Origin of the sequence: Haloarcula limicola (genome assembly GCF_010119205.1) — an archaeon.
Lineage (GTDB): Archaea > Halobacteriota > Halobacteria > Halobacteriales > Haloarculaceae > Haloarcula > Haloarcula limicola.
On record NZ_WRXM01000001.1, the window covers coordinates 1100989 to 1122493 of the forward strand.

The 21505-nt window shown below is 68.0% G+C and carries 23 protein-coding genes; 10 read left to right on the forward strand and 13 right to left on the reverse strand.

All coding sequences use genetic code 11. The features are described from left to right. Window positions 1-100: 100 nt before the first annotated feature. Window positions 101-1273: a cell division ATPase MinD gene (minD, locus tag GO488_RS05675; RefSeq protein ID WP_162316816.1), complete on the forward strand. Its 1173-nt coding sequence runs from the start codon at window positions 101-103 to the stop codon at window positions 1271-1273. Here the strand turns inward: minD and GO488_RS05680 are convergent. From GO488_RS05680 to trpC, 4 genes are read right to left on the reverse strand one after another with little or no spacing between them, the layout of a single operon-like run. Next, window positions 1270-2073: a 2-amino-3,7-dideoxy-D-threo-hept-6-ulosonate synthase gene (locus GO488_RS05680; protein WP_162316817.1), complete on the reverse strand. Its 804-nt coding sequence runs from the start codon at window positions 2071-2073 to the stop codon at window positions 1270-1272. The genes minD and GO488_RS05680 overlap by 4 nt on opposite strands. Window positions 2074-2099: 26 nt before the next feature. Continuing rightward, complete coding sequence (gene trpA / locus GO488_RS05685; RefSeq protein ID WP_162316818.1) at window positions 2100-2978, reverse strand: tryptophan synthase subunit alpha; 879 nt, start codon at window positions 2976-2978, stop codon at window positions 2100-2102. Next, window positions 2978-4240 (reverse strand): tryptophan synthase subunit beta, encoded by a 1263-nt coding sequence (gene trpB, locus GO488_RS05690; protein ID WP_162316819.1) that lies wholly within the window; start codon window positions 4238-4240, stop codon window positions 2978-2980. The genes trpA and trpB overlap by 1 nt, the downstream gene beginning before the upstream one ends. Further along, complete coding sequence (trpC, locus tag GO488_RS05695; protein WP_162316820.1) at window positions 4237-5028, reverse strand: indole-3-glycerol phosphate synthase; 792 nt, start codon at window positions 5026-5028, stop codon at window positions 4237-4239. The genes trpB and trpC overlap by 4 nt, the downstream gene beginning before the upstream one ends. 89 nt (window positions 5029-5117) lie before the next feature. Here trpC and GO488_RS05700 point away from each other — a divergent pair, with 89 nt between their 5' ends. Next, entirely contained in the window at window positions 5118-5588 is a 471-nt protein-coding gene (locus tag GO488_RS05700) for a methylated-DNA--[protein]-cysteine S-methyltransferase (RefSeq protein ID WP_162316821.1), read from the forward strand. Between the two features lie 9 nt (window positions 5589-5597). Here GO488_RS05700 and GO488_RS05705 read toward each other — a convergent pair whose 3' ends face one another. Together GO488_RS05705 and lonB are read right to left on the reverse strand one after the other, a co-directional pair. After that, window positions 5598-6437, reverse strand: coding sequence for a CPBP family intramembrane glutamic endopeptidase (locus tag GO488_RS05705; RefSeq protein ID WP_162316822.1), 840 nt, complete (start codon window positions 6435-6437; stop codon window positions 5598-5600). Then, entirely contained in the window at window positions 6438-8528 is a 2091-nt protein-coding gene (lonB, locus tag GO488_RS05710; protein WP_162316823.1) for an ATP-dependent protease LonB, read from the reverse strand. A gap of 171 nt (window positions 8529-8699) precedes the next feature. On the opposite strand from lonB, the gene GO488_RS05715 reads away from it, so the two are divergent. Continuing rightward, window positions 8700-9266 carry a nicotinamide-nucleotide adenylyltransferase gene (locus tag GO488_RS05715; protein WP_162316824.1) on the forward strand — a complete coding sequence of 189 codons (567 nt, stop codon included), beginning with the start codon at window positions 8700-8702 and terminating at the stop codon, window positions 9264-9266. Further along, window positions 9263-10024 carry an SAM hydrolase/SAM-dependent halogenase family protein gene (locus tag GO488_RS05720; RefSeq protein ID WP_162316825.1) on the forward strand — a complete coding sequence of 254 codons (762 nt, stop codon included), beginning with the start codon at window positions 9263-9265 and terminating at the stop codon, window positions 10022-10024. Before GO488_RS05715 ends, GO488_RS05720 begins: the two co-directional genes overlap by 4 nt. A gap of 444 nt (window positions 10025-10468) precedes the next feature. On the opposite strand, the gene GO488_RS05725 is transcribed toward GO488_RS05720, so the two are convergent. Continuing rightward, window positions 10469-11809, reverse strand: coding sequence for an APC family permease (locus GO488_RS05725; protein WP_162316826.1), 1341 nt, complete (start codon window positions 11807-11809; stop codon window positions 10469-10471). 133 nt (window positions 11810-11942) lie between these two features. Further along, on the reverse strand, window positions 11943-13502 hold the full coding sequence (gene thsA / locus GO488_RS05730) for a thermosome subunit alpha (protein WP_162317547.1): 1560 nt from the start codon (window positions 13500-13502) through the stop codon (window positions 11943-11945). A gap of 199 nt (window positions 13503-13701) precedes the next feature. Between thsA and GO488_RS05735 the strand changes: the two genes are divergently transcribed. Further along, on the forward strand, window positions 13702-14511 hold the full coding sequence (locus GO488_RS05735) for an amidohydrolase family protein (protein ID WP_162316827.1): 810 nt from the start codon (window positions 13702-13704) through the stop codon (window positions 14509-14511). Between the two features lie 15 nt (window positions 14512-14526). Here GO488_RS05735 and GO488_RS05740 read toward each other — a convergent pair whose 3' ends face one another. Both GO488_RS05740 and GO488_RS05745 read right to left on the reverse strand, forming a co-directional pair. Further along, window positions 14527-15429 (reverse strand): glycosyltransferase family 2 protein, encoded by a 903-nt coding sequence (locus GO488_RS05740; RefSeq protein ID WP_162316828.1) that lies wholly within the window; start codon window positions 15427-15429, stop codon window positions 14527-14529. A 115-nt stretch (window positions 15430-15544) separates the two neighbouring features. Next, on the reverse strand, window positions 15545-16249 hold the full coding sequence (locus GO488_RS05745) for a class I SAM-dependent methyltransferase (protein WP_162316829.1): 705 nt from the start codon (window positions 16247-16249) through the stop codon (window positions 15545-15547). A 127-nt stretch (window positions 16250-16376) separates the two neighbouring features. Between GO488_RS05745 and GO488_RS05750 the strand changes: the two genes are divergently transcribed. The 4 genes from GO488_RS05750 (at window position 16377) to GO488_RS05765 (ending at window position 18649) form a co-directional block, all read left to right on the forward strand. Then, window positions 16377-16622 (forward strand): hypothetical protein, encoded by a 246-nt coding sequence (locus GO488_RS05750; RefSeq protein ID WP_162316830.1) that lies wholly within the window; start codon window positions 16377-16379, stop codon window positions 16620-16622. 166 nt (window positions 16623-16788) lie between these two features. After that, entirely contained in the window at window positions 16789-17064 is a 276-nt protein-coding gene (locus tag GO488_RS05755; RefSeq protein WP_135302106.1) for a MarR family transcriptional regulator, read from the forward strand. Window positions 17065-17116: 52 nt separating this feature from the next. Next, window positions 17117-17899 (forward strand): MBL fold metallo-hydrolase, encoded by a 783-nt coding sequence (locus GO488_RS05760; protein ID WP_162316831.1) that lies wholly within the window; start codon window positions 17117-17119, stop codon window positions 17897-17899. 33 nt (window positions 17900-17932) lie between these two features. Further along, window positions 17933-18649, forward strand: a complete 717-nt coding sequence (locus tag GO488_RS05765; protein WP_162316832.1) for a YkgJ family cysteine cluster protein — start codon at window positions 17933-17935, stop codon at window positions 18647-18649. A 1-nt stretch (window position 18650) separates the two neighbouring features. On the opposite strand, the gene GO488_RS05770 is transcribed toward GO488_RS05765, so the two are convergent. Then, the gene (locus GO488_RS05770; RefSeq protein ID WP_162316833.1) at window positions 18651-19061 is read right to left on the reverse strand and encodes a TRAM domain-containing protein; all 411 of its coding nucleotides are present in this window, start codon (window positions 19059-19061) and stop codon (window positions 18651-18653) included. A gap of 236 nt (window positions 19062-19297) precedes the next feature. Here GO488_RS05770 and GO488_RS05775 point away from each other — a divergent pair, with 236 nt between their 5' ends. Continuing rightward, window positions 19298-19540: a DUF7123 family protein gene (locus GO488_RS05775; protein ID WP_162316834.1), complete on the forward strand. Its 243-nt coding sequence runs from the start codon at window positions 19298-19300 to the stop codon at window positions 19538-19540. Window positions 19541-19621: 81 nt separating this feature from the next. Here the strand turns inward: GO488_RS05775 and GO488_RS05780 are convergent, their stop codons facing one another. After that, window positions 19622-20227 (reverse strand): winged helix-turn-helix transcriptional regulator, encoded by a 606-nt coding sequence (locus GO488_RS05780; protein ID WP_162316835.1) that lies wholly within the window; start codon window positions 20225-20227, stop codon window positions 19622-19624. A 38-nt stretch (window positions 20228-20265) separates the two neighbouring features. Beyond that, window positions 20266-21453: an SPFH domain-containing protein gene (locus GO488_RS05785; RefSeq protein WP_162316836.1), complete on the reverse strand. Its 1188-nt coding sequence runs from the start codon at window positions 21451-21453 to the stop codon at window positions 20266-20268. Between the last annotated feature and the right edge of the window lie 52 nt (window positions 21454-21505).

Genomic DNA, 21505 nt, shown 5'->3' on the forward strand with positions numbered 1-21505 from the left:
TCGGTTTTCAACGCTGAGAACGTGAGCGATAGTGTTATCAGTTTCTCTGATAGATTGAGATTGTAACAGGATTCGGGCGAGAGTCAGGTAGTTGTTACGCATGGTCACGAATCACGTCTACACGGTCGCTGGTGCAAAGGGCGGCGTCGGGAAGACGACGACGAGTATCAACCTCGGGGCGTCGCTGGCGGCGGCCGGCCGTTCGACGGTCGCAGTGGAACTGGACCTGGCGATGGCGAACCTCGTCGACTTTCTTGAACTGGACATCGACGTTCGGACGGCGACGACGCTCCACGACGTGCTCGCCGGCGAAGCCGAAGTGAAGTCCGCTATCTACGAGACCGAGGCGGGACTCGCCGTCGTCCCGAGCGGGACGGACCTCGACGGGTACGCGGAGACGGACTTGGACCGACTGTCCGAAGTGGTCGAGACGCTCCGCTGGCACTACGACGCGGTGATACTCGATACGCCCGCCGGCCTGAGCGAGGAGACCGTTCGGCCGATGCAGTTGGCCGACGAGACGCTGCTCGTCTCGACGCCCCGAGTCGCCTCGATCCGGAACGCCCGGAACACGAAGGAACTGGCGGAGCGCGTCGACACCGACGTCCGCGGCCTCGTCCTGACGAAGTCCGGGACCGGTGCCTCGCCCGGCGCGGATCGGATCTCGGAGTTCCTCGACGTCGAGTTGCTCGGCCACGTCCCCGAGGACGACGCCGTTCCCCACTCCCAGGACGCGGGCCGACCCGTCGCGGTGAACGCGCCCCAGAGCGGTGCCGCCATCGCCTACCGCAGGATAGCCCGACAACTTGTCGAGGGATCGACAGCAATCGGTTCGGAGACGACGGCCGATTCGGAGGCGACGGCCGCGACGGTGAGCCCCGAGACCGGCTCCGAGGAACGATCTGCCACCCCCATGACCGACGTACCGGCCGCAGACGGACAGTGCGACGGGGAATCGAGGCCCCCCGAGGAGTACGGGCGAGCGATGGCCGTCGAACCCGCCACGAGGGACGGCGACGACGGAGCGGCCGGCGACGATACAGGGGCGGTGTCGGAATCGGACTCCGCCGACGCCGTCTCCGACGTCGACTTACTCGGCGACGAGTCGGCGACTCACTCGTCGGCGGTCGAGGGCCCACGCGCCGAGGCGGACTCCGAAGCGAACGGCGAGGAACCGGACGACGAGGCCACTCCGGGAGAGGACCCCTCGAAAACGGCAGAGAGCGACACCGCGTCGCTCGGGTCGCAGATACGGTCGCTGTTCGGGTTCTAGGCTTCGACGGCCAACCCGGCGTCCCGGAGCGCGTCGGCGGCCTCGCTGTCGTCGTGGACGACGTTCGCGACGGCTCGGGTTATCTTCTCGGGGTCCTCGTGCTGGAAGATCGAGCGCCCCATCGAGACGCCGGCGGCACCGGCGTCCATCGCGCCGCGGACCATCTGCAGAGTCTCCTGGTCCGTGCCGCGCGACCCGCCGGCGATGACCACCGGCAGCGACGTGGACTCGACGACGTGCTGGAAGGTCTCCGCGTCGCCGGTGTAGGCGGTCTTGACGACGTCCGCGCCGAGTTCCTCGCCGAGACGGACGGCGTGGCCGACCGCCTGGTTGAACTCCGCCGCCTCGGGATCGATCTCCGGTCCGCGGGCGTAGGTCATCGCCAGCACCGGCAGCCCGTAGCGCTCGGCTTCGCCGGTCAGTTCGGCGAGTCCGGCGATCTGTTCGCGCTCGTACTCGCTGCCGACGTTGATGTGGAAGGAGACGGCGTCGGCCCCCGCGCGGATGGCGTCCTCGACGGTGCCGGTCCGGCGCTTGTCGTCCTCGTCGGGGCCGATGGAGGTCGAGCCGTTGAGGTGGGCGATATACCCCGCGTCGTTCTTGTTCGGATGGACGCGGCCGGCGATGCCCCGCTGGGTGAGGACGGCGTCGGCTCCGCCGCGCGTGACCGCGTCGATCGTCGATTCGATGTCTTTGAGTCCCGTTACGGCACCCATCGTGATACCGTGGTCCATCGGGACGACGACGTAGCGGCCGTCTGTCCCGATGCGGTCGAGTCGTGTTCGTTTCCCTGCGTTCATGTTATGCGAGACTGTGGCAAGAGCGATTATGTGCGTTCCGGTTGCGGCCGTTCCTGTGCTCCTCGGAGGGCCCCCTGTTTGAGTTCCCGGGCGAGCGATTCGAGGTCGTCGGCGACCGCCTCGGTCGGCCTGCCGTTCTCGTGGCCCTCGGCGACGATGTCGACGAGCGCGGACCCGACGATGACGCCGTCTGCCCCCGCGGCGACGATCTCCTCGGCGTGGTCGCCGGTCTTGATGCCGAACCCGACGGCCTTGGGGACGTCCCAGTCCGAGAGGCGGGCGAGCGACGCGCCCGTCGCATCGTCCACGTCGTCGCGCGCGCCGGTGACGCCCATCCGGGCCTGCACGTAGACGTACCCCGAGACCTGCTCGCGCATCCGGTCGAGTCGGTCGCCCTCGGTCGTCGGCGCGACGATGAATATCAGGTCGAGGCCGAACTCGTCACAGGCGTCTCGGAGCGGCCTCGCTTCCTCAGCCGGGAGGTCGGGGACGACGAACCCCTCGATGCCCACGTCGGCGGCCTTCTCGACGAAGGGGCGCGGGCCTTCTTGGCTCGCGGTTTCACCGCTCGCGTTCTCCGAGGCGCGCTTCGCCTCGCTGTTCCCGTACTGGTAGATGAGGTTGTAGTACGTCATACAGACCAGCGGCACGTCCACGTCGAGGTCGGCGACGAACTCGAAGAACCGCCCGGGGGTCATCCCGGCGTCGAGCGAGCGAACGATGGCGTTCTGGATGGTCTTGCCCTCCGCGATGGGCTCCGAGAACGGCAGGCCGAGTTCGATGACGTCCGCGCCGCCCTCGGCGAGCGCTTCGACGTAGGCGAGCGACTCCTCGTAGCTCGGGTCGCCCGCGGCGAGGTAGGGGACGAACGCGGGTTCGTCCGCGAAGGCGCGTTCGAGACCCATCAGAGGCCACCTCCGCCCACGCGGTTGAGAACGGACATATCGGGCGCGACGTCGAGGTCGCGCTTGCTCGTCTCCTCGACGACCGTCTCCAGGTCCTTGTCCCCGCGACCGGAGACGTTGACGACGACGGTGTCGCCCAGTTCGTCGTGGTGCTCCTCCAGATAGCCGAAGGCGTGGGCGGTCTCCAGCGCCGGGATGACGCCCTCGTCCTGCGACAGTCGATGGAACGCCTCCAGCGCGGCGTCGTCGTCGACGTTGGCCGGAATCACGCGCCCCTCGTCGACGAGGTGGGCGAGCTCCGGGCCGACGCCGGCGTAGTCTAGCCCGGCCGAGACGGAGTGTGACTCCATGATCTGCCCGTCCGAGTCCTGAAGCAGTTTCGTCCGCGCGCCGTGGAGGACGCCCTCGCCGCCCGTCGAGAGCGTCGCGGAGTTGGGCGCGACGCCCTCCTCCTCGTCGACTTCCAGCGAGGAGCCGCCGGCCTCGACGGCGTGGAGTTCGACCCCCGTGTCGTCGACGAACTCCGCGAACGCGCCCATCGTGTTCGACCCGCCGCCGGCGCAGGCGACGACCGAATCCGGCAGACCGCCGGTCTTCTCGATGGCCTGCTCGCGGGCCTCCTCGGAGATGACCGACTGAAAGTCCCGGACCATCTTCGGGAACGGGTGCGGGCCGACGACGCTTCCGATGACGTAGTGGGTCTCCTCGACGGTGGTCGCCCAGTCCCGCATCGTCTCCGAGATTGCCTCCTTCAGCGTGCCCCGGCCCACCGTGACCGGGTTGACCTCCGCGCCGTTGATGCGCATGCGGAAGACGTTGGGCCGCTGGCGGGCGATGTCCGTCTCGCCCATGTAGATCTCACACGGCATGTCGAGGTGCGCGGCGGCCATCGCCGTTGCGGTGCCGTGCTGGCCCGCGCCCGTCTCGGCGATGATGCGCTCCTTGCCCATGTACTTCGCCAGCAGGACCTGTCCGAGCGCGTTGTTGAGCTTGTGCGCGCCGCCGTGGACGAGGTCCTCGCGCTTGAGGTACACCTCGGTGTCGTAGCGGGCCGAGAGCTGCTCGGCGCGCTGCAGCGGCGTCGGCCGACCGCCGAAGTCCGCCAGTCGCCGCCGGAACTCGTCCATGAAGCCGTCCTCGTTCTCCAGCACGTACCGCTCGTAGGCGTCGGCCAACTCCTCGATGGCCGGCATCAGCGCCTCGGGCACGTACTGTCCGCCGTACTCGCCGAACTTGGGGTCGTGTGCGTCGTCCGTACTCATGTGTCAGTCTCCGCCTGTGTCAGTCGCCGCGTGTTCGCCGCCACGTCGGAGTCCCCGCCGTGGTCCATGATGGCCGAGCCGACGAGCAACGCGTCGGCTCCGGCCTCGCGCATCCGCGCGACGTCGTCCGGTGTCCCTATGCCGCTTTCCGCAATGAGCGTGACGTTCTCGGGGGCCGCGTCCGCCGCCGCCGGGAACGTCCCAAGGTCGACCTCCAGTTTCGCCAGGTCGCGGTTGTTCACGCCGATGATATCCGCGCCCGCCGCGACGGCCCGTTCGACCTCCGCTGCGGTGTGGGCCTCGACGAGCACCTGGAAGCCGCGGTCGCGGGCCGCCGCGAGCAGGTCCTCTAAATCGTCGGTGCCGTCCTCGTCCAGAAACCGGACGATGAGGAGCACTACGTCGGCCGCGACGACGTCCAGTTGCGCCTCGTGGAGGACGAAGTCCTTCCGGAGGACGGGCACGTCCACCGCCTCGCGAACTCGCTCCAGCGTCTCGGCGGAGCCGCCGAAGTGCTCGGGTTCGGTCAGCACCGACAGCGCCGCCGCGCCGCCCTCGACCATCCGTTCGGCGAGTTCGATCGGGTCGTCCGTTCGCTCGCCGTCTGCGGTCGGGCTGGTCGGCTTGACTTCCGCGATTATCGGGACGCGTTCGTCATCCTCGGCCGCCTCGAACGCGTCGGTGAGCGACCGGGCGTCGACAGCCACTCGCTCGCCCCCGCCGCCCCGGTCGCGCGCCGCCGCGAGTATCGACTCGACTTCCGGTGCCAATCCCGCATCGGATTCCATTACTGGACACTAACGTACAGAAGTGTACATAAACGTTGTTGTCTGCCGCGTGGGAATCTTGAAGGCCCGACCGGCCCTGCCTCTACGGTATGGACGCACCCACGACGGACGCAGGCATCTACGCCCGCGAGTCGGCGTATCTCGACTGCTTCGTCCAGTTCGGCGAGGCCGGCGACCGGGTCATCTCGCTGTCGTTTCCGGACCAACCGGACGAGGACAGCGCCGAGGACCACCCGCTGTTGGACCGCATCGAGGACTACCTCAACGGGACCGAGGACGACTTCGCGGACGTGACCGTCGGCCTGACGGTCCCGACGGCTCAGCGAAAGGTTCTGGAGGCCGTTCGCGAGATCCCCTACGGCGAGGACGCCACCGTCGAGCAGGTCGCCCGGATGACGCCCGACCTGAGCGCCGGCGAGCAGGAGGACCTGACGCAGGTCCGGGAGGCGCTGGCGGCGAACCCCGTTCCGCTACTGATCCCGGACCACCGCGTGCGCGACGGTCCCAGCGCCGCGCCACCGCCGGTCGAACAGAAGTTGCGGGCCGTCGAGGGACTGTAGTTCTGCGGTTCAGGCGAGCGAGTCGAGCCGGTCGACGCCCAGCCCCTCGTGGACGGTGAGTTCCAGCGCGTTCACGAGGTAGTGGGCGACGACGACGGCGAGCAGGCTGTTCGTGAGCACGAACAGCACTGCGAGCCCCGCGCCGAGGACGCCGGTGACGACTATCCCGATCCGGCCCTGCGCGCCGTGACCCAGCGCGAACGCCGCCGAGGAGACGACGACCATGAGCGCCGGCGGCGCGCCGAGCCCCGCGACCGTGACGCCGATGGCCGCCGCCCGAAAGAGCAGTTCCTCGACGAACGCGATCGTGGGCAGGACGCCGCCGAGCAGGACCGCCCACCCGGCCCGCGAGTCCGGCGCGAGCAACTCACGGAGCGACTCATCGAAGGCGACGCCGAACCCGTCGGCGAGCGCGGCCGCGAGTTCGTTGCCGACCCAGAAGCCGACGCCGGCCGCGACGCCCAGCGCGAGCGCCGGGAGGCCCGTCGAGAGCGGGTCGCCGGTGACGCCGAACGCCGACAGCGGGATCTGGAAGTAAAAGCCTCCGGCGACCGCCAGAACGCCGAACAGCCCCTGCGTGAGCGCGACGTTGACGAGCAGCGCGCCCGTCGAGAGCTCGTCGTATTCGAGGGTTCGTTCGAGACGCCGGCGCTGGCGGGCGGCCTCGGCGGTCTCGAAACGCGGGAAGGTCGGGTCGGAGGCGTCGAGCGCCCCCATCTGCCGCCCACCTGACCCGGCCGGAGCACCGCTCCCGTCGGTCGAGAGCGCGTCCTGTGAGAGCCGTGCGAGCGCGAGTAGCGCGAATAGAAGAAGTGCCGTCAGGCCGACGAAACCGGCCCACTCGGGCATCTACTGCGGACTGGGACTGCTGCTTCCCTGTCGGCCGACCTCGTGGTCGAGCGCCTTGCCCGTGATGGACTTCAGGCGGTCGACCAGCGAGTCCTTCTCGGGCTCGCCCGACAGCGCGACTTCCAGCACTTCGGAGATGTGCGAGACGGGGACGATCTCGATCATGTCCTCGTACTCCTCCTCGATCATCACGTCCTGCGTGTTGGCTTCCGGGATGATGACCGTGTCGAGACCGGACTTCGCGGCGGCCTCGATCTTGTGGGTGACGCCGCCGACCGGGAGCACGTCTCCGCGCACGGAGAGCGAGCCGGTCATGGCGATGTTCTGCTCGACGGGGACGTTCTCCAGCGCCGAGATGACGGCGGTCGCGACGGTGATCGAGGCGGAGTCGCCGTCGACGCCGCCCTCGCCGGCCTGGACGAACTGGATGTGGACGTCCTTCTCGGAGATGTCCTCGTCGCTGAACTTCTTGATGATGGCCGAGACGTTCTGGACCGCCTCTTCGGCCATCTCCTGGAGCTGCCCGGTGGCGATGACCTGTCCGGGCCCCTGCGAGGGCGCGACTTCCGCCATCACCGGGAGGACGATCCCGCTGTCCTCGCCCATGACCGCCAGGCCGTTGACGCGGCCGATCACGTCGCCGGCGTTGACGGTGAGCTCGTAGTCCTTGCGCCGTTCGATGTAGTTGTCCGCGAGCTGTTGCTCGATGGAGCGCGAGCGCCGCTTTGCCTGCAACACGTCGGCGCGTTCGGTGAACTCGCTGTCCTCGGCGCGGGCGATGTCCCCCGCGACGCGAACGAGCCCGCCGAGGTCACGGAGCTTCAGGGTGAGGTGGCCCTTCCGGCCCGCGCGGCGGCGGGCTTCGAGGATGATCTCCTCGATGGCCCCCTCGGTGAAGTGGGGCAGTCGGCCGTCGTTCTCGACCTCCTGTGCGATGAACCGGGTGTACTTCCGGCGCATCTCGGGGTCGTCCTCGATGGTGTCGTCCATGTACACCTCGTAGCCGTACCCCTTGATACGGGAGCGCAGCGCGGGGTGCATGTTCTCCATCGCGTCTAAGTTCCCCGCCGCGATCATGATGAAGTCCGTCGGGACGGGCTCGGTCTGGACCATCGCGCCCGAGGAGCGCTCGGACTGGCCCGTGATGGAGAACTCGCCCTCCTGGATGGCCGTCATCAGCTTCTGCTGGCTGCGGATGTCGAGCGTGTTGATCTCGTCGACGAACAGCACGCCCTTGTTGGCCTTGTGGATCGCGCCGGGTTCGACGCGGTCGTGGCTGGGCGTCTCCATGCCGCCGGACTGGAACGGGTCGTGGCGGACGTCGCCCAGCAGCGCACCGGCGTGGGCACCGGTCGCGTCCTCGAACGGCGCGGTCTTCTGGCTGGCGTTGTTGACCAGCAGGTTCGGGATCATCGCGTCGCTGCCGCGAGAGCCGTAGCGGAAGGCGAGATAGATGACACCGGCCGCGAGGATACCGAGCAGGACCGATCCCTGGATGATCAGCGCGTAGCCGATGACGATGGCGATGATGATCCACATCAGGAAGGTCCGCATCTGGTTTCGCTTCCGGGCCTCCTCCTTGTGGGCCTCGACGATCTGTTCGCCCTTCCCGCCGGGAACGGTGCGAACCTTCGGTTCGTTACCGTCGTCGGGGTTGTGATAGACGAGGACGTCCTGCAGTTCCTCGCGCGGGAGCAGCTGACTCATCGCTTTCGCCAGCATCGACTTCCCCGTCCCGGGGGAACCGATCATCATCACGTGGCGGCGCTGTTTGGCCGCCTTCTTGATGACGTCGCGGGCGTGGTCCTGCCCGATGACCTGATCGACGAGGCGTTCGGGCACCTCTATCTCCGCGGTCGAATCGATGTCGAGACCGCCGAGGAGGGTCTCCTCCTCCTCCTCGACGAACTCGCCCTCGACTTCGACGTCGCTGCCGAGTGTCGTATCCGACGAAGCTTCGTCACCGGCCGCCGGCGCGTCGCCGTTCGTTGGCTCGTCGACCGTCGGGTCCGATGCCTGTTCCTGCTCGTCGGCGTCGGCACCCCCGCGGTCGGGGTCTGAAGCCGCGTCTGTGTCGGTGTTGTCGCTCATACAAACGTTGCTAACACTCGTTTGGAAGGACTCTCGACTGATATACTTTCTCCCCGCGTCCGCCCTTGCCACACCGGTAAAACCGCAGTACGGCGGCAGGATGATTGACGCCGAACTCGCGGCGACATCGCCGCCGTCGGGTTTATGAAAGCACCCGACGCACACTCGGGCATGCGCGGGTTCTACATCGGCCGGTTCCAGCCCTATCACGAGGGACACCACGCGATGGTCGAACGCATCGCCGAGGAAGTCGACGAGCTGGTGCTCGGGATCGGCAGCGCCGACGACTCACACACGACTCACGACCCCTTCACCGCGGGCGAACGCATCATGATGTTGACCAAGGCCGTCGACGAGTTCGATCTGCGGACCTACGTCGTTCCGCTGGAAGACATCAACCGCAACGCCGTCTGGGTGAGCCACGTCGAGAGCATGTGCCCGGATTTCGGCGTGGCGTACTCGAACAATCCGCTCGTCGTTCGCCTCTTCGAGGAGAGCGGCATCGAAGTCCGGCAGTCGCCGATGTTCGAACGGGACCGACTGGAGGGCAGCGAGATACGCGAGCGGATGATACGCGACGAGTCCTGGCGCGACCGCGTCCCCGACCCCGTCGTGGAGACGATCGAGGAGATAAACGGCGTCAAGCGATTGCAACACGTCTCCGACTCGGACTCGCTGGAACGGTACACGGCCGAAGACGAGTCGGTGGACGACCCCTCCATCGGCGACGAGAGATGATAACGCTCAGCTCCGACTTCGGGTCGCCCTACCCCGCGGCGATGAAGGGGGTCATCTGCCGGGAGAGCGACGCGCGAATCGAGGACGTCGCCCACGACTTCCCGCGACAGGACGTCCGCGCGGCGGCGTTCTGGCTGACCCAGACGCTTCCGCACTTTCCCCCGGCGGTCCACTGCGTGGTCGTGGACCCCGGCGTCGGCACCGACCGCGCCGCGCTGGTCGTCCGGGCGGGCGACCACGCGCTCGTCGGCCCGGACAACGGCGTTCTCGCGCCGGTCGCCCGCCAACTGGCCGACGGCGACGGCTTCGAGGCGTTCGAGTGGATCTACGACGACCCGGCGAGTACGACGTTTCACGGCCGTGACGTGTTCGCGCCCGCCGCTGCGACCGTCCACGATGCCGGCGTCGATTCGGTCGAGGGGCTCTCTCAGACTGTCCCTGCCGACGAGTGGGTGGACCTCCGATTCCCGGACCCGACGCTCCGAGCGGACGGCGCGACGGGCGAAGTGCTCGTCGTCGACGGTTTCGGGAACGTCATCACGAACGTTCCGGGCGAGACGCTCGACGGGGCGTTCGGAGAGACGGTCGCCGTCGGCGGCGAGCGGGTCCCGGTTCGGCGGGCCTACGCCGCCGTGGACCCGGGCGACCGACTCGTCACCGTCGGCAGTCACGGCAACGTCGAACTCGCGGTGAATCAGGGCCGGGGTGACGAGGCGTTCGGCCTCGAAACGGGCGCGACGGTCGAGCTGACGCGATAAGCGCGTCCGCTCGCCGACCGATATTTAGGCCGGCCGAAACCGATACGCTTTTGTGTTTTAGGCCCACCTAAACAATCGTATGCCGGAACGACAGGTGCCGTGGCCGAACCGTGGCCGCCGACGCGACGAGACGGGTCTCAGCAGGCCTGCCGTCCGGACCACCGCCGACCGACGGGTCACCGGAGGTGAGCGCAGGTAACGTCGGACACCTCGATCCTCGACCATGCGCGGCGACGACTACCGTGGGCACGGTCGTCGGGCGAAGGCCCGACGCTGTCGCCGCACCACGAGTCCCAGCTCGTGTCTGTCCCATTTTCCGTCGACAGCCGTTCCAGGTTCGGCTGTCACCGGTTTTCGCGTTTTCGACCGTCCCGCTTCTCCAGCGACGGCAACGGACCGGCCGCGACGGCCGCCGTTGCGCTCGGCTTTCGGCGACCGCGCGGGTCACCGGTTCGCGCTCCGCTCTATCTGCTCGATTTCGCGTTCCAGATACCCCCGCTCGAAGTAGAGCAGTTCGACGGCGACGACCGCGGCGGCGACGACCAGCACCGTGTAGAACGTGTTCGGCTCCCGCTCGTAGAGGTTGAACAGCATCAGCGGGAAGAACAGCGCCGAGCCCGCGGCGCCGACCGCCGGCGGGAGCGGGGACACCTCGCCCGCGTCCCGCTGACGGAAGGCGAGATAGCTCATCGCGCCGAAGACGACGATGAACGAGAGCGAGGCGAAAGACGTGATCGCGCCGAGGCTGCCCACGGCCGAGAAGGCCGCGGTGACGACGCCGAGGAGGAGGACGGTCCGCCCCGGCGCGCCGTCGGCGTCGGCGTCGCCGATGTCGTCGGGAAGCAGATCGTCGGTGAGCATCCCCTTGGCGAAGTGGGCCGCGGAGAACAGCGTCGCGTTGATGGCGCTCCCCGTGGAGAACAGCGCCGACACCGAGAGCGCGACCGCGCCCGCCGACGCCAGTCCGTACGGCGACATCATCGTCGAGGCGGCGTCTTTCAGCGCGACGTGCGGGTGGCTCTCGAGCGCCTCCGGCGCGAGGTTGACCGTGACGACGCCGACGAGGACGTAGACGAGTACGGCCACCGGGATGGAGATGTACACCGCCGTCCGGATGGTCTCGACCGGGTCCTCGATGCTCGCCTGGTCGTAGAACAGCAGCTGCCAGCCCTGGAACGCGACGAAGGAGACGGCCGCCGCGACGATCGGGCCGACCGTCGCGAGCCGTCCGACCCCGAACTCCAGCGGCGCGCCGCCGTACTCGAGGGCGTACACCAGCCCGAGGACGCCGAACGCGAGGAGAATGGCGAGTTTCAGGCCGACGAGGACGTTCTCGGCGACACCGGTCGTCCGCGCCCCGAGCAGGTTCAGCGCGACGAACGCGGCGACGGCGAGGACGGAGACCGCCGGCCGCGTCGGGAGTCCGGCGACCGACCCCGGCAGCCCGAGCGCGACGGAGAACTCGGCGAACGCGAAGGCGTACATCGCCATCGACCCGACGTAGCCGAAGAGCAGCGTCCACCCGACCATCCCCGCCAGCGTCGAGTTGCCGACGTAACACTGGACGAACGTCACCGATCCCCCGCGCTGGTCGCTCAGCGCGTTGAGGGCGTTGTACGAGTAGCCGGCGCAGACGGCGACGACGCCGGCCAACAGGAACGCGGCCCACGTCGCCGCCATCGTGATGCCGGCGACGACGCCAAGCACCGCGTAGATACCGCCGCCGATCATCCCGCCGAGCGCTATCGCGACCGACGCTGAGAGACCCAGATCGCCGTCGCTCATGCTATCGTGTCCTTCTCGAAGCGACGATTTCAAACTGCCGCTGCGTTGCCGGAGCGTGCGGTTCGAAAAAATGCAGTTCGGCTGAAGTGGTCCGCGCGACGCCGCCGCGTTCCGAAGCGGCGAGCGACCTCGCTTACGACGAGGAGATGACGTCGTCGATGCGGACGATCATCGTCGCCGCCTCCGTCGCCGAGTCGATGGCCTCGCGCTTGACCGCCTTGGGGTCGAGGATGCCGTACTCGACGGGGTCGCCGACGACGCCCGTCTGGCCCTCGCTGATGACGCCGGCGATGCCCTCGCTCTCGTGTTCGGCTCGCAGGTCGACCAGCGCGTCGATGGCGTCCAGTCCCGTGTTCTCCGCGAGCGTGCGAGGCAGGACGTCGACGGCGTCGGCGAACGCCTCGACGGCGAGCTGCTTGCGGCCCTCGATGGACGCCGCCTGCGAGCGGATGTGGTCCGCGATGGCGATCTCGGTCGCGCCGGCACCGGGGACGACGCCGCCCGCGTCGAGCGCGGCGACGACGACGTCGAGCGCGTCGTTGAGCGCGCGCTCGATCTCGTCGACGACGTGGTCGGTCGAGCCGCGGGCGAAGACGGTGACGGCCTCGGCGGCCTCGCCGCCCTGGATGAAGGTGACCTCGTCGTCGCCGTGCTTCTCGACGCCGATGCTGTCGGCGTGTCCGAGTGCGTCCTCCGAGAGGGCCTCGACGGAGCCGAGGCGCTTCGCGCCGGTCGTCTCGACGATGTCCTTCGCGGTCGAGGAGCTGACGCTCTCGACGGCGAGGACGCCCGCCTTGGCGAGCTGGGAGGCGACGCGGTCCGCGATGTCTTCGGTCACGAACACCACGTCGGCTCCGGAGTCGACGACCGCCTGTGCGTAGCCCTGAAGCTCCTCCTCCTCGGCGTCGAGCGCGGCGTTGAGCTGGTCGACGTTGGTGACGTTGTACTCGGCGTCGACGTTGCTCTCGCGGACGTCGAGCTCGGCGTCGAGGACGGCGATGGACGCGTCCTCGACCGATCGGGCCATGTTGTCGTGAACGGGCGTGTCGTCGATGATGACGCCCTCGACAAGTTCCGTCGCGGAGGTCGCCGCGCCGGTCTGGGTGTGGACCTCGATGTTGTCCCGGATCACGCCGTCGTCGGTCCGGGCGTGGCGGACCGCCTCGACGACGACCTCGGCGAGTCGCTCGGCGTCCACGTCGCCGGTTCCCTTCCCGGTCATCGCGGACTCGGCGACCTCGACGAGCGTGTCGTCGGAGAGGTCTACGTCCAGACCGGAGTCCTCGATGGACTCCTGGGCGAGCTGGGAGGCCGTGTGGTACCCCTCGACGATGGTCGTCGGGTGGACGTCGTCATCGAGGAGGTCCTCGGCCTTCGCGAGCAGTTCGCCGGCCAGGACGGACGCGGTCGTGGTCCCGTCGCCGACCTCGTCCTCCTGCGTCTGCGCGACTTCGACGATCATCTGCGCCGCCGGGTGCTCGATGTCCATCTCCGAGAGGATGGTCGCGCCGTCGTTCGTGATGACGACGTCGCCGTCGTCGGAGACGAGCATCTTGTCCATGCCGCGCGGACCGAGCGTGGTGCGTACGGACTCGCTGACGGCCTTCCCGGCGGAGATGTTCGACGACTGTGCGTCCTTCCCTTGTGTGCGCTGGGCGTCCTCGTCGAGAATGAAGAGGGGCTGGCCGCCCATGCGTCGCTGGCCAGATGACATAGTTCTGTAACCTCACCTTATCCATCGTAAGCGGTTCTATATAAACCTTGCTAACGGAACGGCCGTTTGAGACCCGGTCGATCGACGGACGCGACTCCGATGGTGGCCGTGGCTCCCGCATCGGCGCGCTCGGGACGGCCCGGTAATTTAATATCGGATTCCGCTCACTGTGGCGTAGATGCTGGAGTTGGAACACGGGTTCCGGATCGTCGACGTGCACACCCGGATCGAACCGGACGAACAGCGCCGGGCCCGCCCGGGACTCGGCGATCCGGAGCAGCTCGAACGGGAGATGCATCAGGCCGGAGTCGTCCGCGCCGTCGCGTATCCCGGTTCGCGCGAGGGGTCGTATCTGAAGGCCAACAACGCCGTGGCCCGGATGTCCGTCGGTCGACCGCTGGTCGCCTTCGCCCGGATCAACGGCGCGCGCGACGCCGGGAGCGGGGCGGGGTCGAAGCTCCGAAACCTCCGGAGCCAGCGCGGTGACGACCACGCCTCGCCCGACGACGTCGAGCAGTACGCCTACGACGACCGCTTCTTCGGCTTCAAGCTCCACCCGCCGAAAGACGGTCTCCCCGACGAGGAGGTGCTCTCTCGGCTGGCCGACGTCGGCTTGCCGGTCCTCGTCCACGGCGGCGAGTCGTTCGCGCCCGAGGCCGTCGCGAGGGAGCTGCTCGGCTACGAGTTCCCCGTCGTTCTCGCTCACTTCGGCGCACACCCCCTCCGCGCGGACCTGATGAACGAGGCGATCGACCTCCTCGGGAGCCACGACGGCCTCTATCTGGACACGAGCGTCGTCCGCTACCGCGAACCGCTCGAACGGGCAATCATGGAACACCCCGACCGCGTCCTCTTCGGCAGCGGCGCACCGCACGCCCACCCGAACGTCGCGGTGATGGAGATTCTCACCCTCGACGTCCCCGAGGACGCGATGAAGAAAGTGTTCTCGAACAACCCCGTCCGCGTCGTCGAGGGGCTCGCACCCTGACCCGCCGAATCGGGGTCAGCGCCGGTCGTAGACCGTCACCGCGCGGTCCGCCCGCATCGACCGACCGTTGGGGTTGCGCCGCTCGCTCCGGTCGCGATAGCGAGCGAGCAGTCCGTCTTTAGTCCCGAGACTCAGCCCGCCGAGAACGTCCCGGCCCGTCCCGAGCCACTGCGAGGGGGCCGTCTCGCCGCGGACGACGTCTTTCAGCGCGTCGACGGAGTCCCGGCTCGCGTGACTGGAGAGGCGGCGCAGGACGGTCGGTCGCGCGCCGTAGTTCTTCACCAGTCGGTAGGAGAGCGAGCGGTACTTCCACGACCAGTCGGTCTCGCGGATACCGCCGTCGGCCTCGAACTTCCGGCTGACGCACATCCCCGTGTTCCAGTCGACGGCGAAGTCCTGCGCCGCGAGGCGGTGCGCAACGTCGCGGGAGCCGCCGATGTCCAGGTACTCGTCGAAGCCGTCCAGCGCGTCGAGCACGGACTTCCGGAAGGCGACGTTGCCGGGGTTGAAGTACGTCACGTCGCGCCCGGCGATGGTCCTCGACTCCTCGGGTTCGGTCGTCATCCCGGCGGTCAACTGCTCGTGAGTCGGTCCGGAGACGACGTCGCCGGCCGCCAGTCCCTCTCGGACCGCCGCCGCCCAGCCCGATTCGACCGAGAGCCCCTGGCTCACCAGCGCTACCAGTTCGCCGGTCGCCCGGTCCAGCCCCGCGTTGCGGGCGACGTTGACCGAGCGGTCGGCGATCTCGACCAGGACGTCGACGTCTTCTCGGTCCCGGACCATCCCGGTCGTCCCGTCGGCCGACGGGCCGTTGACCACGATGGTCTCCGCGTCGGGCACCTCCTCGGCGAGTGCGTCCAGACAGGCCGATAGCTCCTCGCGGCCGTTCAGCGTCGGGACCACCACCGATAGCTCCATACCTCTCGGTTCCTCTCCGGAACCGCTTAAAAGTCGCGGGCCGAGCGTTCCGAGAGTGGGAACGTCTCGCAGGAGCCGGGACGGCGACGAGGGAGGCCGGCCGCCGTGAAACCGCTCAAACGTGCGTGTTCCAGTAGGAGACGGAGGCCAGTTTGTCGCCGAGCGGCGTCCCGCCGATGGCCGTGTCGATCGAGCGGATGGAAGCGGCCAGTTCGTTGGGCATCTTCCGGTAGAAGCCGTAGGGGAGTACCCAGTCGTGGTCCTCCTCGGCGAGTTCGAGCCCTGCGCCGTCCAGCAGCCGGTCGATCTCCCACCGGGAGTAGAGCCGAGAGCCCATCGGGAGCGCCCAGTTGTACAGCGAGCGCGTCGAGAACCGGTTGAACGTATCGAAGAAGACCTGCTCCTTGGCGACCCGGCGCATCTCCGCTAAGAAGGCGGCGGGCGTGTCGGCGAGGTGGAAGAACCGCATCGCCAACACGGTATCGAAGTGATTGTCGGGGAACGGGAGTCGCGCGGCGTCGCCGCGCATGAACTCGACGTGGTCGTCGACGTCGGCGGCCCGGGCCTTCTCGCGGCCCTGCTGGAGCATCGGCCCGGAGATGTCCAGCCCGGTGATGTCGGCCCCGCGCTCGGCGAGCATCACGGTGAACCGGCCGGTCCCGCAGGCGACTTCGAGGACCTTCTTCTCGTCGACCGGTCCGATGGCATCGAGCACCGCCTGCTTCTCCCGGCGGTCGATGAGCCGCCCGCCGCGGGAGAAGCGCTTGGACTCGTACTCTTCGGCCACCGTGTCGGCCTGGTACCACTCCTGCCCTTTCACGCTACAATCGTCGCCACCCAGGGGATAAAACGATACTGGAATCCAGGTTCCGAGCCCCCGGCCAGACGGTGCCTCGGTGGCCGGGTCCCAAGTTTATTTCAACGAGGAACGCGCGCTTTCGGACGCGATGACAGTCCTCTCCACGACTGACGAAGGAAAGTACCTCATGGACGTCGAGGGCGAACAGATCGGCATCGTCACCGAAGTCGACGCCGACGCGCAGGTCGCGTTCGTCGAACCCGAACCCGGTCTCGCCGAGGCGTGGGTCCAGAGTTTCGGCTACGGTGACGCCGACGAGGACGACATCAAGGTCCCCGCGGACGCCGTCGAGACGGTGACGGACTCGGAGCTTCGCGTCGCGAAGGACCTCTGACGGATCGACTCGTCCCCTCGTTTCGACTGCCGACGAGCCGGCAAAAACCGCGGCGACGAGGTGTGGTCGAACGAATATAAGGTGTGTTTATACACACTAGAGTATCGATGTTGTATGGTCACACATATAGCCAAGTTTTACCAAGAGGGTTGGACCATCGTCCAGTATGAGCACGACGACGACCGAAGATGTGACCCTGACGCCCTTCTCGGAGAACGAAGAGTTCCGCGAGCGCCTCCGCGAGCTCCCGCCGAGCGCGAAGCTCGTGGCGAAGGTACTGGAGGACGACGCGCCCCTCTCGCAGGGCCAGCTCGCGGAGTCCTCGCTCCTGCCCGACCGCACGGTGCGCTACGCGCTGAACAGGCTAGAGGAGTCGGAGCTCGTCGAGTCCCGGTACAGTTTCACCGACGCGCGAAAGCAGGTCTACTTCCTCAGCGCGTAAACGCGCCGCCCGCTCGCCGGAGTTTTGACCGTCCGATTCGACGTGTCCGACGATGCCGTTGACACGGGTAGACCTCGAAGTGGCGACGCGCGCCCCGACCGGCCGGACGGCCGCGTATCTGAGCGACGGGCCGGAGGCGCTGCTGATAGACCCCGCGGCCCGAACCGACGCGTTGGACGCCGCCGTCGCCGACGCCCCGGTCGGCCACGTCGCCGTGACGCACCATCACCCCGATCACGTCGGAGCGGTGGCTCACTACGCCCGCGAGACGGGCGCGACGGTCTGGGCGCGGCGCGGCCGTGCGGCCGACTTCGAGGACGCCGCCGGCGTCGCGCCCGACCGGACCTTCGCCGAGGGAACGACGATTCCGGCGGGCGACGGCGTCACCGTCCTCGACCTGCCCGGCCACGCGCCCGAACACGTCGGCTTCGAGACGGCCGCGGGCGTCGTCAGCGGTGACACGGCCGTCGCCGAGGGGAGCGTCGTCGTCGGCGCGCCGGAAGGCGATATGCGGGCGTACGTGACCTCGCTCCGTCGCCTCCACGCTCGGGACCCGCCCCGGCTCTACCCCGGCCACGGACCGACCATCACTGACCCGCGTGCGACGTGTGCGCGACTCCTCACCCACCGCCTCGACCGCGAGCGACGGGTCCGCGCGGCCGTCGCCGGCGGGGCGTCGACGCTCGACGACGTGCTCGACGCCGCCTACGAGAAGGACCTGACCGGCGTCCGCGACCTCGCGCGGGCGACGGTCGCGGCGCATTTAGAGAAGTTGGCCGTCGAGGGCGCGCTCCGCTGGGACGGCGAGCGAGCAACGCCGACGAGCGGCGACTGACGGCTTTTTCAGCGTCGACGCCGAGGGGTCGATATGGACTCGCTCGAATCCGAACTCGAACGCGCCCGCGACCTCGATACGTCGGCGCTGGCCGACGCCATCGAGACGATCGGGTTCGAGTGCACCCGCTGTGGAGCCTGCTGTAAGGCCGGGGAGACGGCCTGCGGCGAAGAGGACGAGGAGGCCGACGACGCTGCCCGCGAATCCGACGCCGCCGACCCCGAGCCCCACACCGCGACGGTGTTCCCCGACGAGATACGCCGACTGCAGGACGCGGGCGACTACGACTTCCGCGACGTGGCCCGGCCGATGCCTTACGGCATCGAGGAGACGCCGGACGGTCCGCGGGGCGAGACCTTCGAGTGGGCGCTCCAGACCGACGGTTGCGGCGACTGCACGTTCTACGCCGAGGACGACGGCGTCGGCGCGTGTACGGTTCACGAGGACCGCCCGCTCATCTGTCGGACCTACCCATTCAGCGTCGGATTGGGCGGGACCAGCCAGCCGATGGGCGAGGCGGTGGACGAGGAGGGGATGGTCCGCGCCCACGAGTGCGAGGGTCTCGGACGAGATATCTCGCGGGCGGACGCCGAGGAACTCGCCGCGGCGCTCAAAGAGCGGGCGGTTCGCGAGCTCGAAGAGGCCATCGGCGTCCGCGAGAACTACCGACCGACGGAGCGCGACGGCGTCGTCGTCCACGACTCGGAGGGGCAGAAACGCCCCGACGGGACGCCGATAGACCGAGAGTGACTCAGACCTCTTCGTCGATGATCTCGCCGACGGCGAAGTTCGACTTGACCTCCGTGACCTCTATCTTGACGCGTTCGCCGATGTCCGCGCCCGGGACGATGATGACGTAGCCCCGCTCGACGCGGGCGATGCCGTCCCCTTGCTTGCCGATGTCCTCGATCTCGACGTAGCGCGTCTCGCCCGGCTCGACCGGCGGCTGCGGCTGGTCCGGCGGCGTCTCCGCCTCGCCCCGCCCCGATTCGCCTTCGGTCTCGCCCTCGGCGTCCGCAGAGATGAGTGCGACCCGATACGTCCCCCCGGCCTCGATGGCCCCGGTGTCGACTTCGCGGCGCGGTATTTCGACGGTGTATCGCTCCCCGTCGTCGCTCACGGTAGCACTGAACAGACACAGCAGTTCGTCCGAGATTTCCAATGTGGTAGACCTCCGTTCGCGGTAATGTCCGCCAGCTACTAAAGGACTGCTGGAGGGTGAGATAGCCCTCGTAGCGACCGCGTGTCCGTGTTTCCTTCCCGTACCAATCGGCGTCACAGACGGCCGGTAGCCGCCGTGGAAATCGGGTAAGACGAGTGAAACCGCACGACGGCGAGCCGTTAACCGACTGTACCAAACCCCATAAGGGAATCTCTGCACAAGAGAGTAATAGAGCAATGAGCGCGACAGCACAGGCGACCGACAGCCCGCTCTCGGAGAAACAGCGCCGCATCCTGGACTACCTCGAAGCCAACGCCGGAGAGCAGACGTACTTCAAGTCGCGGCTCATCGGCGAGGAGCTCGGCCTCTCCGCGAAAGAAGTGGGAACGAACATGACCGCGATCGCCAACGGCGACCACGCCCTCGACGTCGAGAAGTGGGGCTACTCCTCCTCGACGACGTGGATGGTCGAAGCCTGAGTCGGCGGTTACACCGCGGCTGCCGGCGTTTCACTCACCGCGTCCCTCTCGCCCTTCTTTCAGTCCGACGCCGAGCGGCGGCTACGGGTCGTAGCGGAACAGCGAGTCCGCCTCGCTGGCCAGCGCGGCGGCGTCGTCGCCGAAGGAGTCGGCGTAGCGCACGACGAGCGTCAGAATCGTCTCCGGCTCCGTGACCGCGTAGCTCCCCTCTCTCGTGAGCAGTCCCGCCGATTCGAGGTCGGCGGCGTAGTTGCTGATGGTCGGCCGCGAGACGTCGAGCGCGCTCGCCAGTTCCGCGGCGGTGATCGAGGGGTCGCGCAGCAGCGCGACGAGCATCCCGCGGGCCGTCGCCCGGCGGAGGTATCCCAGCGTCACCTGTTCGAACTCGGAGAACTGTCCGGCCGGGAAGTACCGGCGGTAGTCGCCGTCCTTGCGCGAGTCGACGACGCCCTCTTTCTCCAGTCGGTGGAGGTGGTGCTGGGCCTCGCCGGTGCCCAGTTGCAGGTCGTCGCGGAGCTTCGAGAAGTGCGCGCCCGGGTGGGCGGAGACGTAGCCCGCGATGGCGTCGGGAGCGTCGCTGTCGCTCCCGTCGTCGGTGAAGCGGGCGAGGGGACTGGCAGCGCCGAGGGCGGCGAAGCGACGCAGCGTCGCGCGCTTGTCCTCGTCGACGCCGCCGTCCCGTGTCATGCCTCAGTTGAAGTGATAATGCTACAAAACGTCTTCGGCTACGCTTGCTGGTCCGTGTCGTCGAGGCCGTCGGTGTCGTCCGGGCCGCCGGCGACGTCGGTCTTCGTCATGTCTCCTTCGAGGTCGGCGTCCATCTGTTCGATGACCTCGTCGGCGTCGTCGACGCCCGAGTCGTCGCCGCGCTTTATCTTCTGGGCCTCCTCCTCCATCGCCTCGACGTCGACCTCGGCCTCCTCGTCGATCTGGCCGAGGATCTCCTCGATGTCGTCGAGGCCGAGCATCTCGCGGGTCTCGGCGTCGAAGTCCAGGGCGTCGAGGACGTGGCCGTTCTCCTTGACGTCCGAACCGGAGAGGTGCTTGCCGTAGCGGCCCACGAGCGACGTGAGTTCCTGCGGGAGGACGAACGTCGTCGATTCGGATTTGCCCATCTCGCCCAGAGTTTCCATCCCCTTGTCGATGACGGCGCGCTCGCCCATCGACTCGGCGGATTTCGCCCGCAGGACCGTCGAGATGGCGTCACCCTGCGCTTCGAGGATCTGGCTCTGCTTCTCACCCTGTGCGCGGATGATGTTGGACTGCTTGTCACCTTCGGCCGTCTCGATGGCGGAGCGCCGTTCACCCTGCGCCTCCAGGATCATGGCGCGGCGTTTGCGCTCCGCGGAGGTCTGTTGCTCCATCGCCTGCTGGACGTCCTTCGAGGGGTTGACCTCGCGGACCTCCACCGACTCGACCCGGACGCCCCACTCGTCGGTGGGTTCGTCCAGTTCCTTCCGGATGCGGGCGTTGATCTCCTGTCGCTTGTTCAGCGTGTCGTCGAGTTCCATGTCGCCCAGGACGGCTCGGAGGGTGGTCTGGGCGAGGTTGGAGACGGCGCGCTCGTAGTTGTCGACTTCGAGGAAGGCCTTCTTCGGGTCCATCACCTTGATGTAGACGACGGCGTCGGCGGTGACCGGCGAGTTGTCGCGGGTGATGGCCTCCTGTCGCGGCACGTCGAGCGTCTGCGTCCGCATGTCGAAGCGGGTCACGTCCGAGACGAAGGGGTAGATGAAGTGGATCCCCTGGTCGAGGATACCCCGGTACGTCCCGAGGACGGTGTACGCGCCCTTCTGGTACGGGCGGATGATCACGACGCTGGAGTACACCAGCGCGATGGCTAACAGGAGGAAGATCACCGTGACGAAGCCGATGATCCCTCCGATCTGCAGCGGTACTAGCGCGGGGAACATAACGATCGGAACTCGGGAGCGGCGAAAGAAAAGCCTTTGGCGTGTCTGTCAC